This window comes from Ruminococcus difficilis, from assembly GCF_016680995.1.
The window spans coordinates 1-13535 of record NZ_JAEQMG010000053.1 but is presented as its reverse complement, the minus strand read 5'-3'; the positions used below and the strand labels follow the sequence as shown (position 1 = coordinate 13535).

At 54.7% G+C, this 13535-nt stretch carries 7 protein-coding genes; 4 read left to right on the top strand and 3 right to left on the bottom strand.

Annotation, left to right across the window (positions count from 1 at the left end; all coding sequences use genetic code 11):
• Positions 1–270, top strand: a 270-nt coding sequence (locus tag JKK62_RS06950; protein WP_201427292.1) for an EAL domain-containing protein, incomplete at its 5' end; no start/stop codon positions are given.
• A 113-nt stretch (positions 271–383) separates the two neighbouring features.
• On the opposite strand, the gene JKK62_RS06945 is transcribed toward JKK62_RS06950, so the two are convergent.
• The 3 genes from JKK62_RS06945 to JKK62_RS06935 form a co-directional block, all read right to left on the bottom strand.
• Positions 384–2048: an ammonium transporter gene (locus JKK62_RS06945; RefSeq protein WP_399552667.1), complete on the bottom strand. Its 1665-nt coding sequence runs from the start codon at positions 2046–2048 to the stop codon at positions 384–386.
• Between the two features lie 309 nt (positions 2049–2357).
• Positions 2358–4184: a glutamine--fructose-6-phosphate transaminase (isomerizing) gene (gene glmS / locus JKK62_RS06940; RefSeq protein WP_201427290.1), complete on the bottom strand. Its 1827-nt coding sequence runs from the start codon at positions 4182–4184 to the stop codon at positions 2358–2360.
• 62 nt (positions 4185–4246) lie between these two features.
• Entirely contained in the window at positions 4247–6337 is a 2091-nt protein-coding gene (locus tag JKK62_RS06935; RefSeq protein WP_201427289.1) for a glutamine synthetase III family protein, read from the bottom strand.
• 297 nt (positions 6338–6634) lie between these two features.
• Between JKK62_RS06935 and gltB the strand changes: the two genes are divergently transcribed.
• From gltB to pyrG, 3 genes are all read left to right on the top strand, one after another.
• Positions 6635–11176, top strand: coding sequence for a glutamate synthase large subunit (gene gltB, locus JKK62_RS06930; RefSeq protein WP_201427288.1), 4542 nt, complete (start codon positions 6635–6637; stop codon positions 11174–11176).
• Positions 11177–11187: 11 nt separating this feature from the next.
• Entirely contained in the window at positions 11188–12669 is a 1482-nt protein-coding gene (locus JKK62_RS06925; protein WP_201427287.1) for a glutamate synthase subunit beta, read from the top strand.
• 12 nt (positions 12670–12681) lie between these two features.
• On the top strand, positions 12682–13535 hold an 854-nt coding region (gene pyrG, locus JKK62_RS06920), incomplete at its 3' end, for a CTP synthase (protein ID WP_201427286.1).

Sequence of the window (13535 nt, the reverse complement as noted above, 5' to 3'; positions counted from 1 at the left end):
AATATCGCGCAGCTCCTCAAGCTGCCGATCCACGTTGTAAAGCTCGATATGTCGGTCGTGCACTCCTACTTCAAGGGAGAGTCAAAACTGCTGCCCGACCTGATCCAGATGTTCAGAAATTCCAATATGAAAATCGTTGTCGAGGGCGTAGAAACCGTCGATATGAAAACGCAGCTTGCAGAAATGGGCTGCGACTACGAACAGGGCTACTTCTTCTCAAAGCCCGTTCCGCCGAGCGCTTTCCTCGCGTACCTCAGAGCAACCCGATAAACAAAGCAGACTCAAAACGGGTCTGCTTTTCTATTTTAAAAGGAAAAGGCGGCCGAAAAACGACCGTCTTTTCGTTTAGTATATCAGTCAAGAAGAAGAGGATGACTATTTACTTAATCGAAGTTCTTCATGGCATCGATGCCTGTTTCGCCGGTTCTTACCTTTACAACGTCCTCAACGTCATAGACAAAGATCTTGCCGTCGCCGATGTGGCCTGTGTAAAGAACCTTCTTGGCGGTTTCGATTACGAGTGTAACGGGAACGGTGCAGACTACAACGTCAACCTGTACCTTGGGCAGGAGGTTAGCTTCGATCTGTACGCCGCGGTAGTATTCGGGCTTACCCTTCTGTGCGCCGCAGCCGAGTACGTGTGAAACTGTCATACCCGTAATACCTATGCCCATCATAGCGTTCTTGAGAGATTCAAGACGGGCTTCCTTACATACGATCTCAACCTTGGTGATCTTGGGTGTACCGTCGTCAAAGCTGGGCATCTTCTTAACCGCGACAGCCTCGGCAACGGGAACGTCGCCGCTGACAACAATGGGAGTTTCTCCCTCGTCGATATAGTCGGGAAGCATTGAGAAGCCTGCGTACGCGGAAGGCATACCGTGCTCTGTAGCGTCCAGACCTGTGATTTCCTCCTCGCGGGTAACGCGGAGACCGAAAATCTTTTTGATGATCAGGAATACAACGGTGATCGTAACGGCTGTCCATGCAGCTACGGAAGCAAAGCCGATAAGCTGCAGGCCCATGAGCTCAAATCCGCCGCCGTAGAACAGACCGACGAGCTTCTGACCCGAAGCGTTGGCGATAGCGTAGCCGGGAGCTGAATCTGTTGCGAAAAGACCTACAGAAAGAGTACCCCAGATACCGTTCATCATGTGAACCGCTACAGCGCCGACAGGGTCGTCGATGTGGAGCTTGTAGTCGAGAAGCCATACGCCGAATACTACGAGCAGACCGGCTACAAGACCGATCACGATTGCGCCGAAGGCGTCGGTTACGTCGCAGGGAGCGGTGATTGCAACCAGACCCGCGAGAGAAGCGTTAAGACACATACTAACGTCGGGCTTGCCGTACTTGATCCATGTGAAAATCATACAAGCGACTGTCGCAACGGCAGGCGCGATGGTGGTTGTCAGGAAGATGGAGCCGAGCTGCTCAACAGAGGTAGCCGCAGCGCCGTTGAAGCCGTACCAGCCGAGCCAGAGGATAAATACGCCCAGCGCGCCGAGCGCGATGTTGTGACCCGGGAAAGCGCCGACCTTGACGACCTTGCCGTTTTTATCTCTCTTAAATTTGCCGATACGTGCGCCGAGGATCTTCGCGCCGATAAGAGCGGAGATACCGCCGACCATGTGGATAGCGCAGGAGCCTGCGAAATCGTGGAAGCCGATCTGGCTGAGCCAGCCGCCGCCCCAGATCCAGTGCGCTTCGATCGGGTAGATGACCGCGGAGATCACGCCCGAGTATACGCAGTAGGACAGGAACTTTGTACGCTCCGCCATAGCGCCCGAAACGATCGTAGCGGTTGTAGCACAGAATACGAGGTTGAATACAAAGCTGGAGAAGTTGAAGTTTGCGTATGAGGTGAAGAGGTCAAATCCGGGCTTGCCGATAATTCCGACCAGATCCTCGCCCATCAGCAAACCGAAGCCGATGAGAATGAAGGTCACGGTTCCGATACAGAAGTCCATGAGGTTCTTCATAATAATATTGCCTGTGTTCTTGGCTCTGGTGAAGCCCGCCTCAACCATGGCGAAGCCTGCCTGCATCCAGAATACCAGCGCGGCTCCGATCAGGAACCACACGGCAAACAGCTGTTCATTTGTCAGTTGGGTGACGAATTCTCTGATTGATTCATTCACCTTGATCACTCCTTAAAAAATAAATTACATATATTCAAACCTGCCGTATGGGCGGGATTATTGTAATTATTCAGCTTAATTATCCCTTATGGTTTTACGACAAACGGCGCGTTCCCCCCGAAGGAAAAACGCGCCGTTGCGTAAGATATGAAAGAATATGGGATAATAGCTTGTTCAGCAATACCGCATATTTCTCATGTGCGGTATTTTATTATTTTATTCGACGGTGACGGATTTTGCGAGATTTCTCGGCTTGTCAACGTCGTTGCCCTTATTGACCGAGGTGTAGTACGCGAGCAGCTGCATCGGAACTGTCGCAACCATCGGCATGAGCATTTCGCTTATGCGCGGCACACGGATCAGATAATCCGCAGCCTCGCGGTCAATATCGGCCTGTTCGTCACAGATGACGATGGTCATAGCGCCGCGCGCCTTGACCTCTTTAATATTGGAAACCGTCTTTTCGAGCAGAGTGTTCTGCGTAGCGACGGCGATAACGGGCATACCGTCCGTGATCAGCGAGATCGTACCATGCTTGAGCTCGCCTGCCGCGTAGCTCTCGGAGTGAATGTAGGATATCTCCTTGAGCTTGAGCGAGCCTTCCATCGAGAGCGCGTAGTCAAGTCCGCGTCCGATGTACAAAAGGCTGTCTGCGGTAATCAGCTTTGTCGAGATGTACTGGCAAACATCGAGGGTCTTTTCGATAGTCTCCTGAATGATGTCGGGCATCGCGGTGAGCTGAGAAGTGAGCTTTCTGCATTTCTCCTCGTCGATTCTGCCTCCCGCAAACGCCATTTCAAACGCCAGCAGATACATGACCGCGAGCTGCACCATATACGCCTTCGTTGACGCTACGGCGATCTCGGGACCTGCGTGGGTGTAGATAACCATATCAGCCTCGCGGGCTATCGAGCTTCCCTTGACATTGACGACGGCGAGCGTCTTTGCTCCCATCTCCTTTGCCAGGCTCAGCACCGCCTTTGAATCGGCTGTCTCGCCGGACTGGCTGATGATCACCACCAGATCGTCCTTGCCGAGCAGCGGATCGCGGTAACGGAATTCGCTCGCGATGTCAACGGTTACGGATACGCGCGCCAGCTTTTCGATGACATACTTGCCGACCATTCCCGCGTGCATCGCCGTTCCGCAGGCGACGATAAAGATATTGTTGACGTTTTTGAGGGCTTCGGGTGTGATTCCGCACTCGGACAGATCGGGAAGTCCGTCCTCGATGCGGGGAGTTACGGTCGTCTTGACGGCGGTGGGCTGTTCATGGATCTCCTTGATCATGAAGTGAGGATATCCGCCCTTCTCGGCGCTGTCCTCGTCCCAGTCGGCTGTGTGCAGTTCCTTTTCTATCATTCTGCCGTGCAGACTGCAGAAATGAACCGAACCGTTCTTGAGCACCGCGATCTCGCCGTACTCCAAAAGATAATAGTCCTTTGTATACTTAATAATAGCGGGAACGTCTGAGGCAACAAAGACCTCGCCCGTGCCCTGACCGACAATCAGAGGGCTTTCGCAGCGTACCGCGTATACCGTGTCGGGACGGTCGGCAAATACAATGCCGAGTGCGAACGAACCGCGGAGCTCATGGAGAACCTTGCGGATACAGCGGATCGGATTGCCGTCGTAGTAGAAGTCGAGGAGCTGAGCCACGACCTCGGTGTCTGTATCAGAGAGAAACTCTGTGCGCTCATTGTCGATCAGAAACTGCTTGAGCTGCTTGTAGTTCTCGATAATGCCGTTGTGAACGATGGTCACGCGTCTGCCCGAATGCGGGTGTGAGTTTACGTCCGACGGCTCTCCGTGAGTCGCCCAGCGCGTGTGACCTATGCCCGCGTGTCCGTGGGGCTTGCCTTCCTTCTCCATTTTGTTTACAAGATCGGAAAGTCTTCCCTTCGTCTTGGCTACAGCGATTTTTCCGTCCTCAAAAACGGCGATGCCCGCAGAGTCATATCCTCTGTATTCGAGCTTTGTCAGCGCCGATACCAAAACGTCCGTACAGTCGCGGGGACCGACATATCCTACAATTCCGCACATATATTAGTTACCTCCGAAAATAGAATTAGCATATTATATTATATACTAATTTTATATTATAGTCAAACGCCAAAGAGCATTTCACCGTAAGAAGGATACGGCCAGTAGTTCGCGGAGGTCTCTGTTTCCATTGAATCGCCTACTGCTCTGAGCTCTTCCATCTTCGCGAATACCTTCTCGCGGAAATAGGTCGCGCAGGCGAGAACGTCGCCGCTGTACTTATCAGCCTCTGCAACCGCGCTCTCGAGCTCTGAGGTTTTGTTTACAAACGCCTCGAGCTGCTCCGAAAGGCTTTCGAGCAGGCTTTCCTCGGCTGCGGTCGAGATGCTTGCCGATACGCTCTTCTTGAGCGATACGGTCTCGGCGAGCTCCCTGACGAAGGAGATTACTGCAGGTGTGATGTTCTTCTTTGCCATTTCGAGCATTGTGAGCGCCTCGATGTTGAGCTGCTTTGCGTAGTGCTCGAGCTCGATCTCATAACGTGCGCGGATCTCGGCTTCGGATACGATTCCGTTTCTGACAAAGAGGTCGATGTTCTTCTGATCTACATAATGAGCCATTGCCTCGGGCAGCGACTTGTAGTTGCAAAGTCCGCGCTTTGCGGCTTCCTCGACCCACTCGTCGGTGTAGTTGTCGCCGTTGAAGATGATTCTCTGATGGGCTGTGAAGGTATCCTTGATCAGAGCCTTGAGGGCAGCCTCAACGTCCTCTGCGTCCTTTACGGCTTCATAGAACTGGCTGAGCTCCTCGGCTACCATGGTGTTGAGCATGTAGTTCGGGCAGGCGATGTTAAGCGATGAACCGAGCGCTCTGAACTCGAACTTGTTGCCCGTGAATGCAAACGGAGAGGTGCGGTTACGGTCGGAGTTATCCTTGCGGAAGTCGGGAAGTACGTCTACGCCTGTCTCCATCTTCGCCTTGTCGTGGCTGCGGTACTCCTTACCCTCGATGATGCTCTCAACAAGAGCGCCGAGATCGTCGCCGAGATACATAGAAATAATTGCGGGCGGCGCTTCGTTCGCGCCGAGTCTGTGGTCGTTGCCCGCGGAAGCTACAGTGATACGGAGCAGATCCTGATACTCGTCAACCGCCTTTACGATAGCCGCGAGGAAGAGCTGGAACTGCAGGTTATCCTCGGGGTTCTTGCCGGGGTCGAGAAGGTTCTCGCCCGTGTTGGTGGAAATTGACCAGTTATTGTGCTTGCCCGAGCCGTTGACACCCGCGAAGGGCTTCTCGTGGAGCAGGCATACAAGGCCGTGACGCTCGGCGACCTTCTTCATAATCTCCATGCAGAGCTCATTGTGGTCGGTCGCGATATTGGAGGTCGAGAAGATCGGAGCAAGCTCGTGCTGTGAGGGTGCGACCTCGTTGTGCTTTGTCTTTGCGAGCACGCCGAGCTTCCAGAGCTCCTCGTCGAGATCCTTCATGTATGCCGCGACTCTGGTCTTGATGGAGCCGAAGTAGTGGTCTGCAAGCTCCTGACCCTTGGGAGCTTTCGCTCCGAAGAGCGTTCTGCCTGTGTAGATCAGGTCGGGTCGCTGATCGTACATCTTCTTGTCGATCAGGAAGTACTCCTGCTCGGGACCTACGGTCGTGGTAACGCGCGTTACGTTCTCCTTGCCGAGAAGCTGCAGAACCTTGACCGCCTCGCTGCTCAGGCGCTCCATCGAGCGGAGAAGAGGAGTTTTCTTATCGAGAACCTCGCCTGTGTATGAACAGAACGCGGTGGGAATGTAAAGTGTCGCGTCGCGGATAAACGCGGGAGAGGTGGGATCCCATGTGGTGTAGCCTCTCGCCTCAAAGGTCGCGCGGATGCCGCCGCTCGGGAAGGAGGACGCGTCGGGCTCGCCCTTGATGAGCTCCTTGCCTGAGAATTCCATGATTACCTGGTCGCCGTCGGGACAGATAAAGCTGTCGTGCTTCTCTGCTGTAACGCCTGTCATAGGCTGGAACCAGTGTGTGTAGTGGGTGCAACCCATCTCAACCGCCCAGTCCTTCATGGCGTTGGCAACTACGTTTGCTACGCTCAGATCAAGCGGCTCGCCGTTCTGGACTGTTCTCTTGAGCGCTTTATAGGTTGACTTCGGCAGGCGCTCCTGCATTTTTTTGTCGTTAAACACCATACTGCCGAACATTTCGGGTACTTTTGACATAAAAATCGTCTCCTTGCGTTTCGTAAACAAAGCAAAAAAGGGTGCGGAGAGCATCTGCCCTCAGCACCCTTGCCGTGTCATTGCTGACAGTATACACCCATTCGGAGGGTTTGTCAAGGGGTATTGCAATAATTTTTTCGAATCTTGCAAATTTTCTCAAAAACACCTCGTTTTCTCCCTGTTGTTGCCGTTAATTTTGCATGAACAACAATTTTTCTTGCAGTTTTCTATTGACAACACAAGAATAACGGTTATATAATAGTGCACGTAAGAATTCCGACGAAAGGAAGAAGGCAAATGAGTCAGACAATAAACCGACCATTGGAAAACACCCTCTATTCCCCGCGTTTTGAGCACGACAACTGCGGCATCGGCGCGGTGGTAAACATCAACGGCATCAAGTCACACGCGACTGTGGCGAACGCCCTAACCATTGTTGAAACACTTGAGCACCGCGCAGGCAAGGACGCCGACGGCAAGACAGGCGACGGCGTTGGTATCCTGGTGCAGATTTCGCATAAATTCTTCAAAAAGGCGGCAAAGGCGATCGGCGTTGACCTCAAAGGCGAACGCGACTACGCTGTGGGAATGTTTTTCTTCCCTCAGAATGAGCTTATGCGCAGCCAGTCAAAAAAATTATTTGAAATTATCGCGCGCAAGGAAGGACTGACCGTCCTCGGCTGGAGAGAAGTGCCCGCCGACACAAAGGTCATCGGTCAGCGCGCTCTCGACTGTATGCCATACATCGAGCAGTGCTTCATTCAGCGTCCTTCGGGCGTGAAGAAGGGTCTCGACTTTGACCGCAGACTTTACGTCGCGCGCAGAGTGTTTGAGCAGAGTAACGAGGACACATATGTCGTTTCTCTCTCGAGCCGCACGATCGTATATAAGGGAATGTTCCTTGTCGGCGACCTCCGCCGCTTCTTCCTCGATTTGCAGGACGAGGACTTTGAGTCCGCTATCGCGATGGTTCACTCACGCTTCTCGACCAACACCAACCCGAGCTGGCAGAGGGCTCATCCCAACCGCATGATCGTCCACAACGGCGAGATCAACACTATCCGCGGCAACGCAGACAAGATGCTCGCGCGTGAGGAAACAATGCAGAGCGAGCACCTCAAGGGCGACCTCGACAAGGTAATGCCCGTTGTCAACACCGAGGGCAGCGACTCTGCGATGCTCGACAACACCCTCGAATTCCTCGTTATGAGCGGCATGGACTTACCCCTTGCCGTTATGACGACTATCCCCGAGCCGTGGGACAACAACCGCGCAATGAACCAGAAAAAGCGCGATTTCTATCAGTACTACGCGACGATGATGGAACCGTGGGACGGCCCTGCGGCGATACTCTTTACCGACGGCGACGTTATGGGCGCTGTGCTCGACCGAAACGGCTTAAGACCCTCGCGCTACTACATCACCGACGACGGCAACCTGATCCTCTCCTCAGAGGTCGGCGCGCTTCCCGTCCCCGTTGAAAACGTTATCACAAAGGAACGTCTGCGCCCGGGCAAAATGCTGCTTGTTGACACCGTAAAGGGCAGACTTATCGACGACGACGAAATCAAGCAGACCTACGCCTCAAAGCAGCCGTACGGCGAGTGGCTCGACTCAAACCTCGTTGAGCTGCGCGACCTCAAGATCCCGAACGAGAAGGTCGAAAGACATCACCGCGAGGAGCGCAGAAAGCTCCAGAAGGCGTTCGGCTACACATATGAGGACGTGATGAATTCTATCCTGCCGATGGCGAAAAACGGCAGCGAGCCTATCTCCGCGATGGGCACCGACAAGCCGATTGCAGCGCTCTCTAACGAGCCGCAGCCGCTGTTCAACTACTTCAAGCAGCTGTTCGCGCAGGTAACCAATCCGCCGATCGACGCGATCCGCGAGGAGATCGTCACCTCAACCACCGTTTACATCGGTTCGGCGGGAAATATCCTGGAGGAAAAGCCCTCGAACTGCAAGGTTCTCAAGGTTCACAACCCGATCCTCTCCTCCACCGATATCCTCAAGCTCAAAAACATGAAAATCAGCGGCTTCAAGGTAGCCGTTATCCCGATTCTTTACTACAAAAACACCCGTCTTGACAAAGCGATAAAAAGGCTGTTTCTTGCAGCTGACAGAGCCTATAACGAAGGCGCGAATATCCTGATCCTCTCTGACAGAGGAGTCGACGAGAATCACCTCGCTATCCCCTCTCTGTTAGCTGTATCCGCCCTTCATCAGCACCTTGTAGACACCAAACGCAGAACCTCGCTCTCACTCGTACTCGAGAGCGGCGAGCCCCGTGAGGTTCACCATTTCGCGACGCTTCTCGGCTACGGCGTAACCGCCATCAATCCCTACATGGCTGAGGAAACAATCCACGAGCTCATTCACGACGATCTGCTCGACAAGGACTTCTACGCGGCGGTCAGCGACTACAACGACGCTATTCTGCACGGCATAGTAAAAATCGCTTCTAAAATGGGCATTTCTACCATTCAGTCCTACCTCGGCTCGCGCATTTTTGAGGCTGTTGGAATCAGCAGCGACGTTATCGACAAGTACTTCGCGGGCACCGTCAGCAGAGTCGGCGGCATCACAATCAAGGATATCGAAAGAAACACAGACAGACTTCACACCGCGGCGTTTGACCCGCTCGACCTCGGGGTATCAAACGAGCTTGAGTCACGCGGCAGCCATAAATTCCGCAGCGGACGCGAGGAACATCTCTATAATCCGCGCACTATCCACACCCTCCAGCAGGCGACCAAAAAGGGCGATTACGCGCTCTACAAGCTGTATTCCCAGCTTATCAACGAGGAAATGGATCCCATCTGCCTGAGAGGTCTGCTCGACTTCAACTACCCCGAAAACCCCGTTCCGATCGACGAGGTCGAGAGCGTTGAATCGATCGTCAGACGCTTCAAGACAGGCGCTATGTCCTACGGCTCGATTTCGCAGGAGGCTCACGAGGCTCTCGCTCTCGCGATGAACTCACTGCACGGCAAGTCAAACTCCGGCGAGGGCGGCGAAAGCCCCGAAAGACTGCTCACAAAGGGCACAAAGGAGAACCGCTGCTCAGCAATCAAGCAGGTAGCCTCGGGACGCTTCGGCGTAACGAGCGAATACCTCACCTCAGCCGACGAGATCCAGATCAAGATGGCTCAGGGCGCAAAGCCCGGCGAAGGCGGTCACCTGCCCGGCAAGAAGGTATATCCGTGGATTGCGAAAACAAGACACTCCACTCCGGGCGTATCGCTGATTTCACCTCCGCCCCACCACGACATTTACTCAATCGAGGACTTGGCTCAGCTCATCTATGACCTCAAGAACGCCAACAAGGCAGCGAGAATCTCCGTCAAGCTCGTTTCGGAGTGCGGCGTAGGCACAGTCGCCGCGGGCGTAGCAAAGGCAGGCGCTGGCGTTATCCTGATCTCGGGTCACGACGGCGGTACGGGCGCGGCTCCAGGAAGCTCGATCTACAACGCGGGTCTACCGTGGGAGCTCGGTCTCGCCGAGGCTCACCAGACTCTCGTTATGAACAACCTGCGAAACAAGGTTGTAATCGAAACCGACGGCAAGCTGATGACAGGCCGCGACGTTGCGATCGCCGCTATGCTCGGTGCTGAGGAATTCGGCTTCGCGACAGCTCCGCTTGTTACCCTCGGATGCGCGATGATGCGCGTCTGCAACCTCGACACCTGCCCCTTCGGCGTTGCGACACAGAACCCCGAGCTGCGCAAGAGATTTATGGGCAAGCCCGAGTACGTAATCAACTTCATGCGCTTTGTCGCCGAGGAGCTGAGAGAATACATGGCTCGTCTCGGCGTGCGCACCCTTGACGAGCTCGTCGGCAGAACCGACCTGCTCCGGCAGAAGGATAACCTCACCGACAGAGAAAAGCAGATCGACCTCAGCAAGCTGCTCAGCTCGGATTTCAGCGAGCCGGTCAAATACACCGAAAAGAACCTCTATAACTTTGAATTTGAAAAGACCGTTGACGAAAACGTCCTGCTCAAGAAGTTCAAAAAGGCGCTTGCGAACGGCGGAGGCGGACAGCTTGAAATGGATATCAAAAACACCGACCGTTCTCTCGGCACGGCGTTCGGCTCCGAGCTCACAAAGAAGTACGGCTCCGCTCTTTCCGACGACACCTTCACCGTTTGCTGCCACGGCTCGGGCGGTCAGAGCTTCGGCGCGTTCATTCCGAAGGGTCTGACCCTCAAAATCGAGGGCGACAGCAACGACTACTTCGGCAAGGGGCTCTCGGGCGGCAAGCTGATCGTTTATCCGCCGAAGGGCTCTAAGTTCGAAGCGAGTGAGAACATCATCATCGGCAACGTAGCTCTGTACGGCGCAACAAGCGGCTATGCGTTCATTAACGGCGTCGCGGGCGAGCGCTTCTGCGTGCGCAACTCAGGCGCGACAGCGGTCGTTGAGGGCGTAGGCGACCACGGCTGCGAGTACATGACGGGCGGTACGGTCGTTGTTCTCGGCAAAACGGGCAACAACTTTGCCGCGGGTATGTCGGGCGGCGTAGCGTATGTCCTCGACGAGCACCACCACCTCTACAAGCGCCTCAACAAGGAGCTTGTCGAATGCACAGAGGTCAGCGAGCACGAGGCGTACTCGGTAGTAAAAGCACTTATAGAGGAGCACGTAGCCGCTACAGGCTCCGCCAAGGGTCAGAAGATCCTCGACGATTTCAAGCACTACCTGCCGCTGTTCAAGAAGATCATTCCGCACGACTACAAGAAGATCACAACCGAAATCGCTTCACTTGAGCAAAACGGCGCAACACCCGAACAGGCGCGCATTGAGGCGTTTTACAATATCATCAACGACAGATAAGGAGGAGAAAGATGGGAAAGCCAACAGGATTTATGGAATATCAGCGTGAGGAAGCCCCAGCCTTCTCCGTATATGAACGAATCAAAAATTTCGACGAATTTCACGAGCCGCTCAGCCGTGAGGAACAGCAGAAGCAAGGCGCGCGCTGCATGGAATGCGGCGTACCCTTCTGCCAGTCGGGCATGATGCTCGGCGGCATGATCTCGGGCTGTCCGCTCAACAACCTCATCCCCGAATGGAACGACCTTGTGTTCCGCGGCGCGTGGGAACAGGCGTATCACCGCCTCAAAATCACCAACAACTTCCCCGAGTTCACCTCCCGCGTTTGTCCGGCTCTCTGTGAAAAGGCATGCACCTGCGGCGCGAACGGCGACGCGGTGACGGTGAGGAACAACGAATTCGCAATCGTTGAAACCGCCTATGCAAACGGCTGGGCAAAGGCAGATCCGCCCAAGACACGTACAGGCAAGAAAATCTCCGTTATCGGATCAGGCCCCTCGGGACTTGCCGCTGCCGACCAGCTCAACAAGCGCGGCCACAGCGTGACCGTTTTTGAGAGAAGCGACCGCATCGGCGGCCTGCTGATGTACGGCATACCAAACATGAAGCTCGAGAAAACCATCATCGAGCGCCGCCTTGACGTTATGCGCGAGGAAGGAATCACATTCCGCACAAGCGTGAACGTCGGCAAGGATATTTCTTTTGAGGAATTAAACAAAGAATTTGACCGCATAGTTCTCGCCTGCGGAGCCTCAAATCCGCGCGATATCAAGGCCGAGGGCAGAGATGCAAACGGCATCTACTTCGCGGTAGACTTTCTGAAATCCACTACAAAAGCTCTGCTCGACAACGGTCTGACTGAGGGCTATATCAGCGCGAAGGGCAAGAACGTCCTCGTTATCGGCGGCGGCGACACGGGCAACGACTGCGTAGGCACCTGCGTCCGCCACGGCGCAAAGAGCATTCTACAGCTCGAGATGATGCCCAAGCTGCCCGACACCCGCGCGGAAAACAACCCGTGGCCTGAATGGCCGAGGGTCTGCAAAACGGACTACGGTCAGGAGGAAGCCGCTGCGGTATTCGGCAAGGATCCGAGAGAATATCAGACGACGGTCAAGGAATTCATCAAGGACAACAACGGCGACCTCAAGGCGGTTGTGCTCGTCAAGCTCGACGCCGTAAAGGACAGCAAGACAGGCAGACTGAACATGACTCCGATCGAGGGCAGCGAATACATCGTCGACTGCGAGCTCGCGCTTATTGCGGCGGGCTTCCTCGGCAGCGAGAGCTATGTAACCGACAGCTTCGGCGTAGCGCTCGACGGCAGAACAAACGTCGCGGGTCAGAACGGCACCCACCTGACGAGCGTGCCGAACGTATTTACCGCGGGCGATATGCACAGCGGTCAGTCACTCGTAGTGCGCGCGATCCGCGACGGCCGCGACTGCGCAAGGGAAGTCGACGAGAGCCTGATGGGCTACACTAATCTTTAAGGAGGCTGCGGCATGACTAAATATATCTTTGTTACGGGCGGCGTAGTTTCGGGTCTCGGCAAAGGCATCACCGCCGCCTCGCTCGGCAGACTCCTCAAAGCGCGCGGTCTTAAGATCGCGGCTCAGAAACTCGACCCATACATCAACGTCGACCCAGGCACAATGAGTCCTTATCAGCACGGCGAGGTCTACGTAACCGAGGACGGCGCTGAAACCGACCTCGACCTCGGTCACTATGAGCGTTTTATCGACGAGGATCTCAACAAGTTCTCTAATCTCACGACAGGCAAGGTCTACTCGAACGTTATCTCGAAGGAACGCCGCGGCGAATACCTCGGCAAAACCGTTCAGGTTATTCCGCATATCACCGACGAGATCAAGCGGTTCATCTACTCCGTCGGCAAGAAAACCGACGCTGACGTTGTTATCACCGAAATCGGCGGCACCATAGGTGACATCGAGAGCCAGCCGTTTCTCGAGGCTATCCGTCAGGTCGGCCATGAAATCGGCAAGGAAAACCGCCTCTATATCCACGTAACCCTCGTCCCCTACCTCAAGGCTTCGGGCGAGCACAAGTCAAAGCCCACTCAGCACAGCGTCAAGGAGCTGCAGGGCTTGGGTATCGCTCCCGACGTGATCATTCTCCGCGCCGACGAGCCGATTACCGACACGGGTATCTTTGAAAAAATCGCGGGCTTCTGCAACGTGCGCCGCGACTGTGTAATCGAGAACCTCACGCTTCCCGTGCTCTATGAGGCTCCGCTCATGCTCGAAAAGGCGCATCTCTCGGACATCGTCTGCCGCGAGCTCAATATCGAGTGCGGCAAGCCCGACCTCTCTGACTGGGAGCATATGATCGAGCGCAT